We start from the raw sequence: 21373 nt of genomic DNA on the forward strand, positions 1-21373 counted from the left end.
CATGACCCGGCCTCTTCTGAGTATAGAGAACCTGTCGATTGCGTTTTCAAAACAGGGCGAATCACGCACGGTGGTGACGGATTTATCGTTGCAGATCCAGCGCGGAGAGACGCTGGCGCTGGTCGGGGAATCCGGCTCCGGTAAGAGCGTTTCGGCGCTGTCGGTGCTGCGCCTGCTCCCTTCCCCGCCGGTCAGCTATCCGCAGGGGGATATTCTGTTCCATGGACAATCGCTGCTGAACGCTGACGAGCAAACCCTGCGCGGCATTCGTGGCAACAACATCGCCATGATTTTTCAGGAGCCGATGGTGTCGCTCAACCCACTGCATACCCTGGAAAAACAGCTCTATGAAGTGCTGTCACTTCATCGGGGAATGCGTAAAGAGGCAGCGCGGGGTGAAATTCTGGACTGCCTTGAACGCACCGGTATCCGTAATGCGGCGAAACGGCTGAACGATTTCCCGCACCAGCTTTCCGGCGGCGAGCGCCAGCGCGTGATGATTGCGATGGCCCTGCTCACGCGCCCCGAACTGCTGATTGCCGATGAACCTACTACCGCGCTGGACGTCACGGTACAGGCACAAATTCTGCAACTGCTGCGCGAACTGCGCGACGAGCTGAACATGAGCCTGCTGTTTATTACGCACAACCTGAGCATCGTGAAAAAGCTCGCTGACACGGTGGCCGTGATGCAAAACGGCCGCTGCGTGGAACAGAACCGGGCATCCGCCCTGCTGAGCGCGCCTCAGCACCCGTATACACAGCGCCTGCTCGATAGCGAACCCGCTGGCGACCCGGTTCCGCTTAACGCTGACAGCGCGCCGTTGCTGAGGGTTGAGGGGCTGTCGGTGTCATTCCCGATCCACAAAGGCATTTTGCGTCGCGTGGTCGATCACAATCATGTTCTGAAAGACATGAGCTTCGCTCTGCGTCCGGGCGAATCGCTTGGGCTTGTGGGCGAGTCCGGTTCAGGCAAAAGCACCACCGGCCTGGCGCTGCTGCGCCTGATCGCCTCTCAGGGAAGCATTGTTTTTGACGGCATGCCGCTGCAAAACCTGAATCGCCGGATGATGCTTCCCGTGCGCCCGCGGATGCAGGTGGTATTTCAGGATCCAAACTCTTCGCTTAACCCGCGCCTGAGCGTATTACAGATTATTGAAGAGGGCCTGCGCGTCCACCAGCCGACAATGACGGCGCAACAGCGTGAAATCGACGTGATGCGGGTGATGGCGGAAGTGGGTTTAGATCCCGAGACCCGGCACCGGTATCCGGCTGAGTTTTCCGGCGGACAGCGCCAGCGTATAGCGATTGCCCGCGCGCTGATCCTGAAACCGGAGCTGATCGTGCTGGACGAGCCAACCTCTTCCCTGGACCGCACCGTGCAGGCGCAAATTCTGGCGCTGCTGAAGGGGCTACAGGAAAAGCATCGGCTGGCCTATATCTTTATCAGCCACGATTTACAGGTGGTGCGTGCGCTTTGCCATCAGGTGGTGGTATTGCGGCAGGGAGAAGTCGTTGAGCAGGGAGAATGCCAGCGCGTATTCACCGCGCCGACGCAGGATTACACGCGCCAGCTATTGTCCGCTGACTAACACTCAGAAAGGATATTGACCAGAGAACGGCTCGGCAATGGCCACGCCGAAGTTTTTCAGCCGACAGGTGGCGGCAAACTCATCCTGGCTGTTAACAAACAGGCACGGCTCACCTTCGCATTCCAGCACGGAGCTGTCCACTTCGATGTCCGTCAGCGCCTGGCTGAGACGTTCCATGACCGGCCACGCATTTTCATCGCTCGGGCTGAGCAGCTTAAGCGCCACCAGACAATTATCCTCCCCGGTAACGCTTTGCGGAATCGGTTCAACTTTCGAACCTGCAAAACCCGTCGACCAGCGATAGCTCTGGGGCAAGCGATGGACAATGGAGAGTTGTAATGTATTCACGTTCAGATCCCCGGAAGCAAATTTACTTCACAATTTATTTACATTTATAGTAACACATCATCGCCAACCTGCACTGTTTAGCGGATTTTATAGGCGTTGCAGGCTCGCGTCGGCGCTATATGTACCCGTTTCTGCGATCTAACTCAACCTTTTTAAATACAATGATGTGACTTTTTACATAAATAGATTTTACATAAAAGAAACAAACACAGGGTAAACGAACGGAGGGTTGGTTGATATGGGTCAACAAAAAGGCCCGTCTCGGGCCTTAAGTGGTCATTTATGCGCCGTCTTTCGCGGCCGGCTGGCGTAAAGATAGAAGAGGATAGAGCAGGTCGCGCAGAGGGCAATCGCCCACAGCATCGGCCAGGCGGTATTAAACGTCGCCGTCGAGAGCAGCGCCCCGACTATCGCGCCAATCCCGAAACGGAACGTTCCTGCCAGCGACGAGGCGGTACCCGCCATATGCGGAAATTCGTCGAGGATCACCGCCATCGCGTTGGATGAAACCATCGACACGCAGCCGACAAACGCCGCCACCCCCACCACCAGCGCCCAGAAACCGACGCCCAGTAACGCGCTCAATACCAGCCAGATAGCCATTACGAACTGGATCCACAGCCCGGCGCGGAACATATTCAACGCCCCAACCCGCCGGACAAAGCGGCTGTTGATAATGGTCATCACAAACAGGAACACAATATTCAGCGCGAAGTAGTAACCAAAATGCTGGGGTGACACATGGTTCAGTTCGATGTACACAAACGGCCCCGCGCTCAGGAACGAGAACATTCCGGCAAAGCTGAAGCCGCTGGCCAGCATATAGCTGAGCACACGCTTATGGCGAAACAGCGAGGCAAAGTTGCCAAGCGTGGTGCGAACGTGGAACTTCTGACGTCGCTCGACCGGCAGCGTTTCATCGATAAAGACGAAGATCATCACCGAGGCCAGCAGCGCGGCAATCGCCAGGATCCAGAAAATCGCATGCCAGCTGAACCACACCAGGACCGCCCCGCCCACCATGGGGGCGACCAGCGGCGCAATTGTCGTGACCAGCATGACGAACGACATCATGCGTGAGAACTCTTCCTTCGGGTAGACGTCGCGCATCAGCGCGTTAATCACCACGCTTGCCGCAGCCGCCGCCAGGCCATGGAAGAAGCGCATCACAATCAGCTGATCGATACTCTGCGCCAGCGCGCAAGCCACCGCCGCCGCGGCAAATATCAATGTCCCGCCCAGGATAACCGGTTTACGCCCCAGGCTGTCGGCCATTGGGCCATAAAAGAGCTGACCGAGGGCAAAACCAAGAATGTAGGTGCTGAGCGTCATCTGCGCGCTGCCTGCCGGTACGCCAAACTGCGCGGAAATCACCGGCAGCGCGGGCAGATACATATCGATAGACAGCGGCATCAGCATGGCCAGCAGGCCAAGGATAAATACAATTTTAAACGACGAGTGTGGCCTGGTGGTCACAGGGTTCTCCTGAATTTAGCGTGAAGGCAGCCCGACGCTGGCAATCTCTTCTTCCGTCAGCGGGCGATATTCCCCTGGGGCCAGGTCTGGATCGAGTTCAATCGCGCCGATACGTTCACGATGCAGCCCCACAACGTGGTTGCCCACGGCGGCAAACATCCGCTTCACCTGATGGTAGCGGCCTTCACTGATGGTCAGACGGACGTCCGTGGGGGTGAGGATTTCCAGCACCGCCGGTTTGGTCAGATCCTTCTCATTATGCAGCTGAACGCCTTTCGCGAATTGCTCTGCCGTGTCATCCGAGACCGGAGACTCAAGCATCACCCGATAGGTTTTCTCACAGTGATGGCGCGGGGAGGTGATGCGGTGCGACCACTGGCCGTCATCGGTCATCAGCACCAGGCCGGTAGTATCGATATCCAGTCGCCCTGCCGCATGCAGCTTGTGCGCCACAGGTTCGTCGAGGAAATAGAGCACCGTCGGGTGATCCGGATCGTCCGTTGAACAGACGTAACCTTCCGGTTTGTTGAGCATGAAGTAGCGCGGGCCATTCTGCTGGGTCAGCGGGTTGCCGTCATACTCCACCTGGTGCTCAGGCTGGAGTTTAAAAGCGCTGTCTTTCACAATGTCGCCGTCCACGGTTACGCGGCTGGCGCGAATTTCACGCCCGGCAATAGCGCGGCTTACGCCGAGTTGCTGAGCGATAAACTTATCAAGTCGCATGAAATCTTTTTAGCCTTAATGGTGCTGGAAGTCGGACTACGCGTCCGAAAAAGAAGCAGTCAGAAACAGTTCAGTATAATGGTCTGGTTGCGCCACTCAAGGGAAAAAGTTTCGTGGCATACTATATGCGAGTTAACTGAATAGAGAAGCCATGACGTTCACATTACGCCCCTATCAGCAGGAAGCCGTTGATGCCACCCTCGCCTGGTTTCGCAAGCATCGGGAGCCCGCCGCCATCGTTCTCCCGACCGGAGCCGGTAAAAGCCTGGTGATTGCCGAACTGGCGCGCCTGGCCCGCGGACGCGTGCTGGTGCTGGCGCACGTCAAAGAGCTGGTGGCGCAAAACCACGCCAAATATTGCGCGCTCGGCCTGGAGGCCGACATTTTTGCCGCCGGACTGAAGCGCAAAGAGAGCCACGGAAAAGTGGTGTTTGGCAGCGTACAATCCGTTGCGCGCAACCTGGAACTGTTTCGCAGCGAGTTTTCCCTGCTGATTGTCGATGAGTGTCACCGCATCAGCGATGACGACGACAGCCAGTATCAGCAAATCCTCACTCATCTGAAAAAGGTGAATCCTCACCTCCGTCTGCTTGGCCTCACCGCCACGCCGTTTCGTCTGGGCAAGGGCTGGATTTATCAGTTTCATTATCACGGCATGGTGCGTGGCGATGAAAAGGCCCTGTTCCGCGACTGTATCTATGAGCTTCCGCTGCGCTACATGATCAAGCACGGCTACCTGACGCCGCCGGAGCGGCTGGATATGCCCGTCGTGCAGTACGATTTCAGCCGCTTACAGGCGCAGAGCAACGGGCTGTTCAGCGAGGCAGATCTTAACCATGAGCTGAAAAAACAGAAGCGGATCACGCCGCATATCATCAGCCAGATTGAAGAGTTCGCGCAAACGCGCAAAGGGGTGATGATTTTTGCTGCCACTGTCGAACACGCGCGCGAAATTACGGGGCTGCTGCCCGCCGACGACGCGGCGTTAATTACCGGTGAAACCCCCGGCCCGGAGCGCGACAGCCTGATTGAGGACTTCAAAGCTCAGCGGTTCCGCTATCTGGTGAATGTCTCCGTACTAACCACCGGCTTTGACGCCCCGCACGTCGACCTGATTGCGATTCTTCGCCCGACGGAATCCGTCAGCCTGTATCAGCAGATTGTCGGCCGCGGGCTGCGCCTGGCGCCGGGCAAAACCGACTGTCTGATCCTTGATTACGCCGGTAACCCGCACGATCTCTATTCGCCGGAAGTCGGCACGCCAAAAGGCAAGAGCGACAACGTGCCCGTTCAGGTTTTTTGCCCTGCCTGCGGGTTTGCCAACACCTTCTGGGGGAAAACCACCGCCGACGGCACGCTGATCGAACATTTTGGCCGCCGCTGTCAGGGCTGGTTTGAAGACGATGAAGGCCATCGCGAACAGTGTGACTTCCGCTTCCGCTTCAAAAACTGCCCGCAGTGCAATGCCGAAAACGACATTGCCGCCCGCCGCTGTCGGGAGTGCGACACGGTCCTGGTCGACCCGGACGACATGCTGAAAGCGGCGCTGAAGCTAAAAGATGCGCTGGTGCTGCGCTGTTCCGGCATGGCCTTACAGCCGGGCGCGGATGAAAAAGGCGAGTGGCTAAAAATTACCTATTACGACGAGGATGGCGCAGACGTCAGCGAGCGGTTCCGGGTCCAGACGCCCGCCCAGCGCACAGCGTTCGAGCAGCTCTTTATCCGCCCGCATACCCGCACGCCTGGCGTACCGCTGCGCTGGCTAACCGTGGCCGATATCGTGCGCCAGCAGGCGTTACTGCGCCATCCTGATTTTGTTGTCGCCCGCAAAAAAGGGCAGTTCTGGCAGGTGCGTGAGAAGGTCTTTGACTATGAAGGACGCTTTCGCCGGGCAAACGAATTGCGCGGTTAACGGGACTTTTCGTTGATGCGCGAGCCATTTGAGTATAAAATGCCGCCCGCTTCACATCCGTGAGGCAGAACACTCACCTGCTGCTGGGTCGCCTGTAGTAGGGTTTTAAATACAGAGAGAAATCAATGTTCACTATCGAAGCAGAAGTACGTAACGTGCAGGGTAAGGGTGCGAGCCGCCGCCTGCGTACCGCAAACAAGTTCCCGGCTATCGTTTACGGTGGCGAAGCTGCTCCAGTTGCTATTGAACTGGATCACGACAAAGTATGGAACATGCAGAACAAAGCTGAATTCTACAGCGAAGTTCTGACCATCGTTGTTGACGGTAAAGAAGAAAAAGTGAAAGTTCAGGCTGTTCAGCGTCACGCGTTCAAGCCAAAACTGACTCACATCGACTTCGTTCGCGCGTAATCGCAAACCTGTCGAGAAAAACCCCGCGTTTGCGGGGTTTTTTTATGGCTGTTACTTACCGCCTGAGGTGCGACGCTGGAGCTGGTCGCGCAGATTCGGCGGCGTGCCTTTAATGGTCAGCGTGTCGGTGGCCGGGTCCCAGAAGATACGTTCCCCGAGCAGCATGGCATCAAAGTTAATGGTTAACCCACCGCCGCTACCGGCAAATTTCGTCAGCTGACGCAGCGTACTGCGATCCGCCGGGAAGCTCTCTTCCAGCTCATAGCCTTTTTCCGCAGTAAATTCCTGGAAGCTGACTTCGCTGACGCCTGCCAGCTCTTTGGACAGCGACTCCAGCTCAATCTCTTCCCCGGCCTGTAACTGCTCGTTGCAGTAGCTGTAAACCTGCTGACGCACGTTTTGACGCTCAGATTTATCAAGCTGCGCCTCAGCCGTAAAGTCATCCACCGCCTGGAGGAGACCTTTGTTCTGCGCTTTGGCATTCAGCCCTTCGCTGGCACCGAGGAAGTCCATAAAGAAATCCGCCACTTTGCGGCCCACGCGACCTTTAAGGAAGGTCAGATAGCGCGTTGATTCCGGGTTGGTTTCCCATTCGGTTAAATCGATACGCGCCACAATATCCGCATGGTTGATATCCAGGTAGTGCGTTGAGCTGATATCCAGCTGCTCGTTCACGCGCATACTGCTTAAGTTATTCAGCACGGTGACCAGCAGATACTCTACCGCCAGATAGCGGTAGTGGCAGAACAGGACGATACCGCCATCGGCGAAGGGATATTTCGCCAGCTCGTCACGCAGACGGCCAGTAGCAGCGCGGCTGAATGCCAGGAAATCCTCTTCGCCCTGACGTTGCAGGCGCAGGCTATCCGCCAGTTCGCTCTCTTCGCTGAACAAGCCATAGGCTTTATTTTTCGCGCTGTAGACGCGATGCAACTCCGCCATCATCTCGACAACGGTAGGCGTTGGTTCCAGTAACGAATCGCGCAGCACCACTTCAAGGGTTTGCTCATCACGCTTGATAAGCTGGTGCAAGGCAATCTGGTTGATTTCCAGACTCATGATAAACTCTCCTTTAAGACCGGGCGGTATTCAACCACCACCAACGCATGTGTGCAACAGAAGATAAAAAAGGGGAAAAAAAGCTGTTGCTACGGTAATATGTCGCCCTTCTCTCAACAAACTGATTTTGATTTATGCCACAACATTCCCGCTACAGTGACGAACACGTTGAACAACTGCTCAGTGAGCTGGTCAACGTACTGGAAAAACATAAAACGCCAACCGATCTCTCCCTGATGGTTTTGGGAAACATGGTTACCAACCTGATCAATACCAGCGTTGCTCCGGCTCAGCGTCAGGCGATCGCCAAATCTTTCGCCCAGGCTTTGCAGTCCTCCGTTAGCGACGACCAGGCACACTAAGGGAAACGAACAACAGTTTATGGTGACGAATCGTCAGCGCTACCGTGAAAAAGTCTCCCAGATGGTCAGCTGGGGGCACTGGTTTGCCCTGTTCAACATTCTGTTGGCGATGGTGCTCGGCTGCCGTTATCTGTTTGTGGCGGACTGGCCAACCACGTTAACCGGGCGCATCTACTCGTGGATGAGTCTTGTTGGTCACTTTAGCTTTCTGGTCTTCGCCACCTATCTGCTGATCCTGTTCCCACTGACGTTTATCGTCATGTCGCAGCGGCTGATGCGCTTCCTGTCCGCCATTCTTGCGACGGCGGGCATGACGCTGTTGCTGATCGACAGCGAAGTCTTTACCCGTTTCCACCTGCACCTGAATCCTGTCGTCTGGGAGCTGGTGATTAACCCGGATCAGAACGAGACCGCGCGCGACTGGCAGCTGATGTTTATCAGCGTGCCGATTATCCTGCTGATCGAAATGCTGTTCGCCACGTGGAGCTGGCAAAAACTCCGCAGTCTGACCCGACGCCGCCATTATGCGAAGCCCGTCGCGGCGCTCTTTTTCGCCTCATTTATCGGTTCGCACCTGATGTATATCTGGGCAGATGCGAACTTCTACCGCCCGATTACCATGCAGCGCGCAAATCTGCCGCTCTCCTATCCGATGACGGCGCGTCGTTTCCTCGAAAAACACGGCCTGCTGGACGCGCAGGAGTATCAGCGTCGTCTGGTCGAACAGGGTAATCCGGAAGCGGTCAGCGTGCAGTATCCCCTGAGCGATCTGAAATATCGCGACATGGGCCGCGGTCAGAACGTGCTGCTGATTACCGTCGACGGCCTGAACTATTCCCGCTATGAGAAGCAGATGCCAGCGCTGGCTGAATTCGCTGAGAACAACATCGTATTCACTCAGCATATGAGCTCCGGTAATTCGACCGACGCGGGTATTTTCGGCCTGTTCTACGGCATTTCACCGAGCTATATGGACGGCGTGCTGTCGGCCCGTATTCCGGCGGCATTGATTACCGGGCTTAATCAGCAGGGCTACCAGCTGGGGCTGTTCGCCTCTGATGGTTTCAACAGCTCGCTGTACCGCCAGGCGCTGCTGTCTGATTTCTCACTGCCAGCCGCGCAGAGCCAGTCTGACGATCGGACCGCTGACCAGTGGATAGACTGGCTGAAGCGCTATGCGCAGGAAGATAACCGCTGGTTCTCCTGGGTTGCGTTTAACGGCACAACGCTTGATGACAGCAATCAGAAAGGCTTCGCGCGCCGCTATAGCCGTGCGGCGGGCGATGTCGATGCGCAGATCGGCCGTGTGCTGACCGCCCTGCGCGACGCGGGCAAGCTGGATAATACGGTCGTGATTATCACGGCGGGGCATGGCGTGCCGCTCGGCGACGAGGCGAAGGGCATGGAGTGGTCGCGTCCGAACCTGCATGTTCCCCTGGTGATCCACTGGCCGGGCACTCCCGCGCAGCGCATCAACATGCTCACCGACCATAAAGACGTCATGACCACGTTAATGCAACGGCTGCTGCACGTTAGCACACCGGCAATTGATTACTCGCAGGGACAAGACCTCTTTAGCGCCACGCGGCGTCATAACTGGGTCACGGCTGCTGGCGGAAACACGCTGGTGGTGACCACGCCGACGTTGTCCCTGGTGCTGAACAGCAATGGCAATTACCAGACGTATAACCTCGAAGGTGAGAAGCTGAAAGACCAGAAGCCGCAGCTCAGTTTGCTGTTGCAGGTGCTGACAGACGAGAAGCGCTTTATCGCTAACTGATTATTTATGAATCAGTTAGCGTTGCTTGCCCCTTGCATTCAAAAAGGAATCGAGTAGTATTCCTTTTATGCGTCGGCACGTAGCGCAGCCTGGTAGCGCACCGTCATGGGGTGTCGGGGGTCGGAGGTTCAAATCCTCTCGTGCCGACCAAAACTACACAAAAAAACCAGCCGCTTATGGCTGGTTTTTTATTGCCTGTCTCCGCATGCGCAATGCTTAGTGTTTTTCACGCCCACCGAGAAAGAAAATCCCCAGCGGAATCGCCAGCAGGACGGTGAACACCAGGCTGTAAACAAAGATCATCGCCGATTGCAGGACAAACATGCTGGTTGTCCAGGCAGAGAGCGGGATGTTGTACTGCTCAATCACACCGACAATGGTTGCTCGCCCCACGCATGCAGCAGCAATCATAAACACAACCAGTAACGCCAGCAGGAACTTGCGGCCTTCAGGTGTCTTCAGTTTTTCCCGTACCATCTCCCCTCCCTTTACAGATGAATAACAATAATTAACGCGTAAAATAACACGATTGCCGCATCGACTCCAACACAGCATTAAACACCAATAAATGAACATAAAAGCAGTGCATTACTCCGTTTAAAATGAAAATATGAGTAAATTGCGCCAACTATTCACGTGCTATATGTTAGTCTTTCCAGGATCGTTTTAACAAAAAGGAATGACAGTGAAAAACGCACCTAAATTTGCCATCGCCCTCATCGCCGCTGCGTGCGCCAGCACCAGTGCTTTCGCCAGCGAAACCCAGAAAGAGCAGCCGCTGGAAAAAGTTGCTCCGTATCCGCAAGCGGACAAAGGGATGAAGCGCCAGGTTATTCAGCTCCCGGCTCAGCAGGATGAAGCAAATTTCAAAGTTGAGCTGTTAATCGGCCAGACGCTGGAAGTGGACTGCAACCAGCATCGCCTGGGCGGCCAGCTGGAAAGCAAAACGCTGGAAGGCTGGGGCTATGACTACTATGTCTTCGACAAAGTAACCTCGCCAGTCTCCACCATGATGGCGTGTCCGGACGGCAAGAAAGAGAAGAAATTTATTACCGCGTATCTGGGTGATAACAGTCTGCTGCGCTATAACAGCAAGCTGCCGATCGTCGTATACACGCCGGAAAACGTGGATGTGAAATATCGCGTATGGAAGGCTGATGAGACGGTAGGACAAGCGGTAGTTCGTTAAAAATAAGTCGGGTGGCGCTCACGCTTACCCGACCTGGAAAGGGTGCGGTCTGGTGCCCTCACCCCAACCCTCTCCCACCGGGGAGAGGGAGAAAACACTAAAAACGGTAACAGATGTTACCGTTTTGCGTTTACCTTACAGCGCGATATCCGCTACCGGCTTGCTTTCCGCCTGAGGCTTCAGCTCTGCCTTAGGCGCAGCATCCGCAGCCTGCGGTTTGACGTATTGCAGTTGCAGAACGCGGCTGGTGTATTCCAGCTCTTGTTCCGTGGCTTCAACGTTACCGTTCAGCTTCGTACCGTAGGATGGAATAATGGTTTTCAGCTTCGCCTGCCATTCCGGGCTGGATACTTTGTCCTTAAACACTTTTTCCATCAGGTGCAGCATGATTGGCGCAGCGGTAGACGCCCCCGGAGATGCCCCCAGCAGCGCGGCAATGGTGCCATCCTTATCGCTTACCACTTCGGTACCCAGACGCAGCACGCCGCCCTCTTTCGGATCGCGTTTGATGATCTGCACGCGCTGACCCGCCTGCCACAGACGCCAGTCTTCTTTCTTCGCCTGCGGATAGTACTCTTTCAGCGCCTCGAAGCGCTCTTCATCAGAGAGCATCACCTGGCTAATCAGGTATTTCACCAGATCGAAGTTATCCAGCCCCACGTCCATCATTGGCTTGACGTTTGACGTCGTGGTCGCGCTCAGCAGATCCCACAGGGAACCGTTTTTCAGGAATTTGGTGGAGAATGTGGCGAACGGCCCGAACAGCACTACGCGCTTACCGTCCAGCATACGGGTGTCGATATGCGGAACGGACATCGGTGGTGCGCCCACAGAGGCCTGACCGTACACTTTCGCCAGATGACGGTTAACCACTTCCGGGTTTTCCGACACCAGGAACTGGCCGCCAACCGGGAAGCCCGCGTAGTCGTCCGCTTCCGGAATACCGGACTCCTGCAACAGTTTCAGCGCCGCGCCGCCCGCACCGATAAACACGAACTTCGCCTTAATCACATGCTCGGCTTCGTTGTTTTTCAGATCGGCAACGGTCACGCTCCAGCTGTTATCCGCGTTGCGCTTGAAACCACGCACTTCGGAGCTGAGTTGCAGGTTAAAGTTCTCTTTTTTCTTCAGAGAGGACACCAGCTGACGGGTGATTTCACCGTAGTTAACGTCAGTACCAATTTCAGTGCGGGTCGCCGCTACTTTCTGGTTCGGATCGCGGCCTTCCATGACCAGCGGCGCCCACTCTTTGATTTGAGCGTGATCTTCAGAGTATTTCATCCCGCGGAAAAGCGTGCTCTGTTGCAGGGCAGCGTAGCGCGCGCGCAGGAAGTTGACGTTTTGATCGCCCCACACAAAGCTCATGTGCGGTACGGTGTTGATGAAGGAGTGCGGATTGTGCAACACACCGCTGTTCACCTGGTGAGACCAGAACTGACGTGAGATCTGGAACGCTTCGTTGATCTCTACCGCCTTCTCGATACTAATGGAACCGTCCTTTTTCTGCGGCGTATAGTTCAGTTCCATGAGTGCCGAGTGCCCCGTCCCGGCGTTGTTCCAGCCGTTAGAGCTTTCCTGTGCCACGCCATCGAGGCGCTCGACCATGGTCATGGACCAGTTCGGCTCTAATTCCTGAAGATACGTTCCCAGCGTGGCGCTCATGATGCCGCCACCAATTAAAAGGACATCCGTTTCCTGCTCTTTTGGTGCGTCAGCCTTCGCCGCCAGCGAGACGACGTTCAGCCCCACGGCCAGAGAAAAGAGCACGGCAGTCATTTTTTTCATCATTTATGCCTTAGTTGAATAGTGCTTGATGCGTGGAAATTACAGGTGAAACACGCTGCGGTGGCACGGTAGCAACTTTTAAATATTGTTTAAAGGTTACGAAATTATTGTAATTGTGAAATTTAATGATGGATTGTTTGTAGGGATTTGGCAGACAGGCTGGCACCCGACGATTTTCCTGGCTATCATGCTGCACTTTGTGATCGCGCGCACGGAAGCCTGCCCCTACCAGCGAATTGTTATGTCATTACCCCACTCGTCTGTACCTCAAGAAGGCCATGTCGCCACTGTTTTACGTTCGCCTCACCGTCTGATGCGCGAAACCCTGGCCGGTGTGATTACCGCGCTGGCGCTGATCCCGGAAGTGATTTCGTTTTCCGTGGTCGCGGGCGTGGATCCGAAAGTGAGCCTTATCGCCTCCGTGGTGCTCTGTTTCGCCCTTTCCCTGCTCGGCGGGCGTCCGGCCATGGTGACGGCGGCGGCAGGTTCCGTCGCGCTGGTGATTGGGCCGATGGTCCATCAACACGGCGTACAGTACATTCTGCCCGCAGTGGTGATGGCAGGCGTGATTCAGATCCTGTTCGGCGCGCTGGGTATGGCGCGGCTGATGCGCTTTATTCCCCAGTCGGTGATGACCGGGTTTGTTAACGCCCTTGGCATTTTGATTTTCTTTGCCCAGGTGCCCCATTTCTGGAGCCGAAGCCCGCTGATTGTGGGCCTGTTCGTGCTGACGCTGCTGATTGTGCTCTGGGTGCCACGCTATATCAAAAGCGTGCCCTCCCCGCTGATTGCCATTGTGCTGCTGACTTTGTTCACCGTCACCAGCGGGCAAATCCTGCCGACGGTAGGGGATGAAGGTTCCATGGGCGGCGGTTTGCCGGGCTTTACGCAACTGCTGGTGCCGCTCAATCTGGAAACCCTGAGCATCATCTGGCCGTGCGCGCTAAGTATCGCTTTCGTTGGCCTGCTGGAATCCTTGTTGACGGCAAAACTGGTGGACGAGTTGACCGCTACCCCCTCCAGTAAGCGCCGCGAGAGCATCGGGCTGGGCGTGGGCAATATTATGGCCGGGTTCTACGGCGGCATTGCGGGCTGCGCGATGATTGGGCAGACCATCGTTAACGTGGAGATGGGGAAAGGCAGAAGCCGTATCTCCACCCTTGCGGCGGGCATCGTACTGCTGGTGCTGGTTACGGCGCTCAGCGAGGTGATGGCCAAAATTCCGATGGCGGTACTGGCGGGAATTATGGCCATTGTGGCCGTCAAGACCTTTAGCTGGCATAGCGTTCAGCCCGGAACGCTGAAAAACGCGCCGGTGGCTGAAACCGTCGTGATGCTGGTGACGGTTGTGGCAACGGTTTTCACCGGCAACCTGGCGATTGGCGTGCTGGGCGGGATTGTGATGATGTTCATCCTCCCTGCCCGACTTAAGCAAAAAGCGCTGGCTACAGAAGAAAAATCGTCGCCAGTCCAAGAAAAATAAAGAAACCGCCGGTATCGGTAATGGCGGTGATCATCACGCTCGACCCCACCGCGGGGTCGCGCCCCAGCCGGGTCATGGTCAACGGGATAATCACGCCCATCATCGCCGCCACCAGCAGGTTCAGCACCATCGCCAGCATCATGACCCCGCCCAGCGCCATATCATCATACAGCCACCAGGTAATGCCGCCCATGATGCCGCCCCAGACCAGGCCGTTAATCAGCGCGACGCCCATCTCCCTGAAAATCAGCCACGAGAAATTACCCGGCTGAATATTTTCCAGCGCCAGGGCGCGAACGATCATGGTGATAGTCTGGTTACCGGTGTTCCCGCCGATCCCCGCCACAATCGGCATCAGCGACGCCAGGGCCACCAGCTGGGAAATGGTATGTTCGAAGCCGTCAATAACGCGGGACGCCACGAACGCGGTGCATAAATTGATGGCGAGCCACGCCCAGCGCGTTTTGACGGCCTTGCCGACGGAGGCATGAACGTCATCTTCGGCACTGATCCCGCCAAGGGCACGCAGGTCGTTATCGGTCTCTTCATAGACCACGTCAACGATCTCATCGATGGTCAGACGCCCCATCAGCTTGCCCACCGAATCCACCACCGCCGCGCTCACCAGGTCATCACGTTCGAAGGTACGCGCCGCTTTTTCGGCATCGTCTTCCGGCGAGAAGACCATCGGCTCGGTTTCCATGACCTCACTCACCCGCTGCTGGGTGCTGTTCAGCAGGATCGTTTTCAGCTCCAGCTCCCCGAGCAGAGTTTTATCCCGCGAGGTGACGAACAGTTTATCGGTGTTGTCCGGCATACTGCCCAGGCGACGAAGATAGCGCTGCACCGTACCCAGGGTGACGTCCGGGCGCACGGTGATGACGCCAAACTCCATGATCGCGCCGACGCTGTTTTTCTCGTAGTGCATCACCTGACGCACGCGCGCCCGCTCTTCAGCAGGCAGGGAAGCCAGCAGGCGTCCGGTCAGGTTGCGCGGAAGATGCTGAACGAGGTAAATCTGCTCATCGATATCCAGCGTTTGCAGGGCGTCAAGGATGTCCCGGTCGCTCATCTCATCGATAAGGTCATCCCAGACGTTTTCCGAGGCTTCAAGCAATACCTGACCGCGCTCGTGATCCTGCACCAGCCGCCACAGGGCGTGGCGCTCTTCGGAAGGCAATGCCTCCAGGGTGTCCGCCAGGTCCGGGGGCGGTAAATGTGCAACCAGCGCACCTACCTCAGCAATATCGTCGGCCAGCGTGCCGACATCATATTGCTCAGCCAGGGTTAGCTTACCCAATAACGTTGACGTAACCGCTTTATCGGTCGTCAGGAGCCAGATGAGCCGCGCACGCTCCTGGTCACGCTGCCTGGCGCTGTTTTTCTTTAATACCGACATCAATCATAAATCCATTAAATGAGTTGGCGTTAAGCATAGCGCGGGGATATGTAAATAAGAATAAACGGCGGGTCGGGATGGAGAAAAAAACGGCATATATGAAAATTAGTGTGCCGGGCGCCACCCGGCACAATTGCAATCAGGCCGTACGCGCCACCGCGTCCCGTGACGCCGCATCGCGCTCATCGCCGGTCAGCTCGCTCAGCTTGCCGTCGCGCATCTCCAGCAGACGGTCGGCGTGAATGAAGTAGTGATCGTCATGGCTGATGGCAAAAATGGTTTTTCCCATCGCCTGCATCAGCGGCAGCAGGACCTGATAAAACTCGCGACGGAAGTGCGGGTCCTGATCGGCGGCCCACTCATCCAGCAGGATGATATCACGCTCCTCGGCCAGGGCCAGCAGCAACGCCACGCGCTTCTTCTGCCCTTTCGACAGCTTCAGATTCAGGATTTTGCCATCCTGGAGCTCCAGCTTGTGCGACATTTGCAGGTGCGCAAGCCACTTCTCCACCAGCGCCGGATCCGCCTGCTGCCCTTCCGGTCCCAGCAGCCGGTCGAACAGCCAGACGTCGGTAAATACCGCCGAGAAGAGCTTGCGGTAGTCCTCCGGTTTCTCCGCGCTCAGCGCTTTACCATCCAGCAAAATTTCACCCGCCTGCGGCTGGTAGAGGCCCGTCAGCAGCATCGCCAGCGTAGATTTGCCGCTGCCGTTGCCGCCGATAAGGAACAGCAGTTCGCCGCGGTGAATGGTCAGGTTTATCGGCCCTACGGAGAAGGCGTTATCCTGATAGCGGAAGGTAACGTTACGCAGCTCCAGCGTTTGCCAGTTCGGGAAGGCCTGCGGGCGCGGGAACTCAGCCTTAAACGGCGCAAGGTCGAATTTCTTCAGCTTGTTGAAGGCCACCTGAGCGCTCAGCAGCGTCGGCAGTGCGCCAACGGCCGACAGCAGCGGCGTGCGTAAAAACAGCAGCGTCAGGGAGTAGGTTGCCGCCACGTTGGTATCGGCCCACCCCAGGCTGTTCGCCATCCAGAACACCAGGCCAATCGCGCCCAGCATCATGATATTGGACCAGTTCACGGCGCTCAGGTGGAACGTATCGGCGCGGATAATGTGATGACGATATTCGTGCGCATCCGGGATATAGAGATGGTTGAAGATATGCTCGGCACGCTCGCGGTTCAGTGTCAGCTCTTTGCGCCCTTCCAGCACCGTCTGATAATCGTTATAGAGCTTGTCTTCCGTTTCGCGCAGCACCGCCATGTGCTTATAGACGCGTGATACCAGCAGGAACCCGCCCCAGATGGTAATAACAATCCACAGCGCCGTAACCGCCAGCATTTTGCTGGAGAGCCAGGCGAGATAGGCTGCCGAGCCAAATGTCAGGATGATCCCCTGCACCAGCTCCGGCAGGCGCACAAAGGCGATGGTAATGGCGCGCACATCGCTGGTCAGCCCCGCCAGCAGAGAGGCACTTCCCAGCTGCTCGATGCGTTCCACCTGAGTATCAAGGATCCGTTTGATGAACTCACTGCGCAGACGGAAAACGAAATGGTGGCCGAGGGCGGTCAGCGCCAGCTGTGACCCGAGCGTGACTGCCATCAGCAGCAGCAGTAAACCCAGAAATTCCGGCAGGACGGAGAGTGACGTGTCGACCATTTCGATCAAACGCACGTTAATGAAGGCAATCAGGCCGATCCCCAGCGCCGCGCTGGCAAGGCTTAACGCCATCACCGCGATAAAAGGCCAGCGATACTGCCGCCAGACAAGAAGAAGTAGTTGCATGCAGAGCAATCCGGACAAGAAAAATCAGCCAGCAGTGTAAACTGCCTTTCACACACATCAAGAATAATTCTTATTTTTATTCTCTGTATGCCGCCTGACGGAACGTGAGGTTGTAGCGAAATGCCCCCGCCACCGGGTGATCGCCAGGTTTAAGCGGCTGAATACCGTGGTAAAAAAGCCGTGATTCACCGCCCCAGACCACCACATCACCATGCTCCAGCATCAGCCGTTTGAGCGGGTCGTTGCGCCGCAGGCCGCCAAACTGAAAGACAGCGGGCAGCCCAAGGGATACCGAGACAATCGGCGCGCGCAGGTCTGGCTCGTCCTTATCCTGATGCAAGGAGAGCTTTGCCCCAACGGCATAACGGTTGATAAGACAGGCATCGGGTCGAAAATCAGGATAGCCGGCCGCCACGGCGGCGTCATGACACAGCGCCTGAAACGCCTCCGGCATCGGCGGCCACGGCTGATCCGTCAGCGGATCGTTCGCGGCATATACATAGCCCCGCTCATTCGTCGCCCATCCCAGTTCGCCGCAGTTGGTCATCGCCACGGACATGGTATACCCGCCCGGCGTAACCATATGGCGAAACGGTGAACAAGCGGTAACGGCATCAATACCGTCGAACAGCGCCGCCGCGCGGGAAAGCGCGAAGCGTCTCAGGATCGTCGCCCCCGGCGCGAGCGGCTCGTGCCAGGGTTCAGCATCAGCAAAAAGATCGAGCATTATCCCTCCGGGTTGTTCGCCTCACGTTTCAACAATAGCATCTTACGCGCTGCGCCCCAGCGATAACCCGACAGCGCACCGTCGTTACGCACCACGCGGTGACAGGGGATGACTATCGCCAGTTTGTTGGCACCGCAGGCCCCCGCCACGGCACGTACGGCATTGGGTTTACCAATGGCCTTCGCCACCTGCTGATAGCTTGCCGTTTCACCGCAGGGGATATCCCGCAGCGCCTGCCAGACCTGCTGCTGGAAGGCGGTACCACGGATATCCAGCGGCAGCATCAGCGGCGTCGCGCGGCTGTCGACAGAGGCAATAACCTGCCGAACACGCCCGGCAAACGCGCCTTCCATCGGTTCACGGACGGCAAGCGGAAACAGTGACAGCAGCTCAGCCGTCAGCCCGGCGTCGTCATCACCCAGCAGTATTGCGCAGATCCCGCGCTCGCTTTCCGCCACCAGACAGCGGCCCAGCGAGCAGTCACTGATGGCATAGCGGACCGCAGCCTCTCCGTTGCGGTACTGTTTTGCCGTCATGCCCAGCGCGCCGTTGGCTTTACGGTAGTAGCTGCTGCCGTCCGGAAAGCCAGCGGCCAGTACGGCGTCGGTGATTTTACCGCCCTGTGCAAGCAGGGTGCGCAGGCGTTGTTCACGCGCGGCCTGCTGCCATGCTTTCGGCGTCATGCCGATGACGGATTTAAACAAGCGGTGGAAATGGAACGGACTCATGGCAACCTGCTGCGCCAGTGCCTCCAGGTTCAGCGCGGCATCCTGTTCAAGCAGTCGACAGGCCAGCGCAATGTTGGCCTTTTTCTGCGCCATAGGGTCGACCTGGTCCGGCCTACAGCGCTTACAGGGGCAGAAACCCGCCTGCGCGGCCTGGTGAGCATCAGGATAAAAGCAGACATTTTTACGCAGCGCGTGGCGGGCGCGGCAGGACGGACGACAATAAATGCCGGTCGTCTGCACGGCAAAGACAAACTGGTTATCCGCACGCGGATCGCGGGCCAGTACGGCCTGCCAGCGATCCTCATCGGTAAGATAGGTTGTGTTTTTCATTATCGGCTCCTCTTACAAGCATACGCTCAGCTTGCCTGAACGCCACCGAACAAAAACCCGCAACCTTGCTTTTTAATTTTTTTCGCTCACCAGGAAGCTATTGAACTGCGGCGAACTCCAGGTTTTAAATCCGTCAGCCTCTTTGGTGATCATATAGACGGCCAGCCCTTCCTGACGCACCACCTCTTTGGCCTTCTCCGTGCCGAGCACCATCAATCCGGTATCCCAGGCATCCGCTTCCAGCGCGGTTGGGGCTATCACCGTCACGGACACCAGGTTGTGGGTAATCGGGCGTCCGGTTTGCGGATCAATCACGTGCGAGATACGTTTGCCATCCAGCTCGTAATAGTTGCGGTAGCTTCCGGAGGTGCTGATACCATGCCCGTTGATGTCGACAATCGCCTGCACCGCGTTCTGCTGATCGGTTGGTTTTTGGATGGCCACTCGCCACGGCCTGCCGCTGGCGTTCATGCCCCGGCTGACGAGCGCGCCCCCGACGGAAACCAGATAACGCGGAATGCCTTCCTGCGCCATCAGGGCCGCGAGATGATCCGCAGCATACCCCTCGCCTACCGTGGAGAGATCGACAAACAGGTCGGGAATATCTTTTTGCAGGTATTGCTGACCGTACTGGGAGATCACCGCCAGATGCTGTAACCCTGTACGGGCGCGGGCGTCGTCGATGGCGGCTTGATCGGGTGTAGTCACCGGCTGCTTGTTGGGGCCAAATCCCCACAGGTTCACCAGCGGCCCCACGGTCACATCCATTGCGCCGTTGGTTTTGTAGCCCACGCGCATGGATTCCGTGACGATATCGGCCATCGCTTCGCTCACCGGCCACAGCGAGGTGCTGCTGGAGCGATTGAAACGCATCAGCGCTGAGTCATTTTTATAGGTAGAGAGTAGCTGATCGTCGGCATCCAGCTGCGCCTGAATTTTACCGCGTAATTCTTCAGCGCGGGATTTATCAATATCCATCACGCTGACGCGCCAGAAGGTCCCCATGGTTTTCCCTTCCAGCACCGTCGCGGCGGGTGCGTCGATTTTTGCGGGCTGTGTGGAAGAGTCACACGCGGTCAGGAGTAAAAAAGTCGCCAGAACGCTGGCGCGTAAAAAAGTCATATCCATTGGTTATTATCCTCATGCCAGGGCGGCAAGAGTACACTAAAACAGCGTATTTGTAAGACCCTAAAAAAGCATGAAAAAAGGGGCCTGATGGCCCCTTTGTCGCTGTATGAGCAATTAGAACTGGTAAACCAGACCCAGCGCGACGATATCGTCAGTACCGATACCTGCTGCGCGAGTGAAGTCGTTCTCATCAACCAGGTTGATTTTGTAATCAACGTAGGTGGACATGTTTTTGTTGAAGTAGTAAGTCGCGCCAACATCAACATATTTCAGCAGATCCTGGTCGCCGTAGCCGTTTTCCAGGTCCTTACCTTTAGATTGCAGGTACGCCACGGATGGACGCAGACCGAAGTCGAACTGATACTGCGCAACCACTTCGAAGTTCTGCGCTTTGTTAGCCCAGCCCAGGTCGCCCGCACGGGTCGCGTTGTAAGTCTGAGTATACTGTGCAGCCAGGTAGATGTTGTTCGCGTCGTATTTCAGACCACCGGTATAGGTCTCTGCGCGATCGCCTTCACCGTAGAAGCCCGCAGCGTTCTGGTCAGCAGTACGTTTAGAACTGGTAACTGCCGTACCGATAGCGAAGCCTTCGCCCAGATCGTAGGTCAGAGAGCCGCCGTAGCCATCACCGTTCTGACGCAGCGCGTCACGACCGTTGTTGGTCTGGCCTTCGCCGCTTGCGCTGCCGTTTTTACCCTGGTACTGCAACGCGAAGTTCAGACCATCAACCAGACCGAAGAAGTCCTGGTTACGGTAGGTCGCGAAGCCGTTACCACGCTGCTGCATGAAGTTGTCAGAACCGTAGGTATCGCCGCCGAATTCCGGCAGAACGTCGGTCCATGAAGTCACATCGTAAACAACGCCGTAGTTACGACCGTAGTCGAATGAACCCGCATCAGCGAATTTCAGACCTGCGAACGCCACACGCGTCCATGAGTTGTTTTCGTTCTCACCAGAGTTACCCTGGATCTGGTATTCCCACTGGCCGTAACCGGTCAGCTGGTCGTTAACCTGAGTTTCGCCTTTGAAGCCCAGACGCATGTAGGTCTGGTCGCCGTCTGCACTGTCGTCATCAGAGAAATAGTGCAGACCATCCACTTTACCGTACAGATCTAATTTGTTGCCGGTAATGGTGCCAACTTACTGATTTAGTGTACGAT

General features: G+C 56.6%; 18 protein-coding genes, 1 tRNA gene and 1 pseudogene. 8 read left to right on the top strand and 12 right to left on the bottom strand.

Translation table 11 applies throughout. The features are described from left to right. The first annotated feature begins 1 nt into the window (after window position 1). Window positions 2-1591: a microcin C ABC transporter ATP-binding protein YejF gene (gene yejF / locus O1721_RS19145; RefSeq protein WP_032648921.1), complete on the top strand. Its 1590-nt coding sequence runs from the start codon at window positions 2-4 to the stop codon at window positions 1589-1591. Window positions 1592-1594: 3 nt separating this feature from the next. On the opposite strand, the gene O1721_RS19150 is transcribed toward yejF, so the two are convergent. From O1721_RS19150 to rsuA, 3 genes are all read right to left on the bottom strand, one after another. Beyond that, window positions 1595-1939 (bottom strand): YejG family protein, encoded by a 345-nt coding sequence (locus O1721_RS19150; RefSeq protein WP_017383399.1) that lies wholly within the window; start codon window positions 1937-1939, stop codon window positions 1595-1597. 276 nt (window positions 1940-2215) lie between these two features. Next, window positions 2216-3415 (bottom strand): Bcr/CflA family multidrug efflux MFS transporter, encoded by a 1200-nt coding sequence (locus O1721_RS19155; RefSeq protein WP_003859373.1) that lies wholly within the window; start codon window positions 3413-3415, stop codon window positions 2216-2218. A gap of 15 nt (window positions 3416-3430) precedes the next feature. Beyond that, window positions 3431-4138 carry a 16S rRNA pseudouridine(516) synthase RsuA gene (gene rsuA / locus O1721_RS19160; RefSeq protein WP_017383401.1) on the bottom strand — a complete coding sequence of 236 codons (708 nt, stop codon included), beginning with the start codon at window positions 4136-4138 and terminating at the stop codon, window positions 3431-3433. 151 nt (window positions 4139-4289) lie between these two features. Between rsuA and radD the strand changes: the two genes are divergently transcribed. Next, window positions 4290-6050: a DNA repair helicase RadD gene (gene radD, locus O1721_RS19165; RefSeq protein WP_017693032.1), complete on the top strand. Its 1761-nt coding sequence runs from the start codon at window positions 4290-4292 to the stop codon at window positions 6048-6050. Between the two features lie 125 nt (window positions 6051-6175). Continuing rightward, complete coding sequence (gene rplY / locus O1721_RS19170; RefSeq protein ID WP_015572298.1) at window positions 6176-6460, top strand: 50S ribosomal protein L25; 285 nt, start codon at window positions 6176-6178, stop codon at window positions 6458-6460. A gap of 51 nt (window positions 6461-6511) precedes the next feature. On the opposite strand, the gene yejK is transcribed toward rplY, so the two are convergent. Beyond that, a complete protein-coding gene (gene yejK, locus O1721_RS19175; RefSeq protein WP_017383403.1) occupies window positions 6512-7519 on the bottom strand; it encodes a nucleoid-associated protein YejK in 1008 nt (335 codons plus the stop codon). Between the two features lie 134 nt (window positions 7520-7653). On the opposite strand from yejK, the gene O1721_RS19180 reads away from it, so the two are divergent. The 3 genes from O1721_RS19180 (at window position 7654) to O1721_RS19190 (ending at window position 9811) form a co-directional block, all read left to right on the top strand. Further along, window positions 7654-7881: a YejL family protein gene (locus tag O1721_RS19180; protein ID WP_001135586.1), complete on the top strand. Its 228-nt coding sequence runs from the start codon at window positions 7654-7656 to the stop codon at window positions 7879-7881. A 19-nt stretch (window positions 7882-7900) separates the two neighbouring features. Further along, the gene (yejM, locus tag O1721_RS19185; protein WP_479953315.1) at window positions 7901-9661 is read left to right on the top strand and encodes an LPS biosynthesis-modulating metalloenzyme YejM; all 1761 of its coding nucleotides are present in this window, start codon (window positions 7901-7903) and stop codon (window positions 9659-9661) included. Between the two features lie 73 nt (window positions 9662-9734). Then, window positions 9735-9811: transfer RNA gene (locus tag O1721_RS19190), tRNA-Pro, on the top strand. A 66-nt stretch (window positions 9812-9877) separates the two neighbouring features. On the opposite strand, the gene O1721_RS19195 is transcribed toward O1721_RS19190, so the two are convergent. Beyond that, the gene (locus O1721_RS19195) at window positions 9878-10138 is read right to left on the bottom strand and encodes a DUF2534 family protein (RefSeq protein ID WP_006811332.1); all 261 of its coding nucleotides are present in this window, start codon (window positions 10136-10138) and stop codon (window positions 9878-9880) included. A gap of 202 nt (window positions 10139-10340) precedes the next feature. On the opposite strand from O1721_RS19195, the gene eco reads away from it, so the two are divergent. Beyond that, entirely contained in the window at window positions 10341-10850 is a 510-nt protein-coding gene (gene eco, locus O1721_RS19200) for a serine protease inhibitor ecotin (RefSeq protein ID WP_032648923.1), read from the top strand. Between the two features lie 135 nt (window positions 10851-10985). Here eco and mqo read toward each other — a convergent pair whose 3' ends face one another. Beyond that, the gene (mqo, locus tag O1721_RS19205; RefSeq protein WP_032619315.1) at window positions 10986-12635 is read right to left on the bottom strand and encodes a malate dehydrogenase (quinone); all 1650 of its coding nucleotides are present in this window, start codon (window positions 12633-12635) and stop codon (window positions 10986-10988) included. Between the two features lie 187 nt (window positions 12636-12822). On the opposite strand from mqo, the gene O1721_RS19210 reads away from it, so the two are divergent. Then, window positions 12823-14118, top strand: a complete 1296-nt coding sequence (locus O1721_RS19210) for a SulP family inorganic anion transporter (protein WP_032650078.1) — start codon at window positions 12823-12825, stop codon at window positions 14116-14118. On the opposite strand, the gene mgtE is transcribed toward O1721_RS19210, so the two are convergent. From mgtE to O1721_RS19240, 6 genes and pseudogenes are all read right to left on the bottom strand, one after another. Continuing rightward, window positions 14081-15517, bottom strand: a complete 1437-nt coding sequence (mgtE, locus tag O1721_RS19215) for a magnesium transporter (protein WP_006811337.1) — start codon at window positions 15515-15517, stop codon at window positions 14081-14083. The two genes, O1721_RS19210 and mgtE, sit on opposite strands and share 38 nt — an antisense overlap. Window positions 15518-15656: 139 nt before the next feature. Next, window positions 15657-17300, bottom strand: coding sequence for a multidrug ABC transporter permease/ATP-binding protein (locus O1721_RS19220; protein WP_017383408.1), 1644 nt, complete (start codon window positions 17298-17300; stop codon window positions 15657-15659). 76 nt (window positions 17301-17376) lie between these two features. Then, window positions 17377-18027, bottom strand: coding sequence for a DNA oxidative demethylase AlkB (gene alkB / locus O1721_RS19225; protein WP_003859395.1), 651 nt, complete (start codon window positions 18025-18027; stop codon window positions 17377-17379). Beyond that, window positions 18027-19085, bottom strand: a complete 1059-nt coding sequence (gene ada, locus O1721_RS19230) for a bifunctional DNA-binding transcriptional regulator/O6-methylguanine-DNA methyltransferase Ada (protein ID WP_032648926.1) — start codon at window positions 19083-19085, stop codon at window positions 18027-18029. The genes alkB and ada overlap by 1 nt, the downstream gene beginning before the upstream one ends. A gap of 72 nt (window positions 19086-19157) precedes the next feature. Continuing rightward, window positions 19158-20213, bottom strand: a complete 1056-nt coding sequence (apbE, locus tag O1721_RS19235) for an FAD:protein FMN transferase ApbE (RefSeq protein WP_015572290.1) — start codon at window positions 20211-20213, stop codon at window positions 19158-19160. 114 nt (window positions 20214-20327) lie between these two features. Beyond that, a pseudogene (locus O1721_RS19240) lies at window positions 20328-21338 on the bottom strand (porin OmpC); the annotation flags it as partial. Window positions 21339-21373: the final 35 nt, after the last annotated feature.

Source organism: Enterobacter cloacae complex sp. HYC033_NIDB, assembly GCF_056673335.1.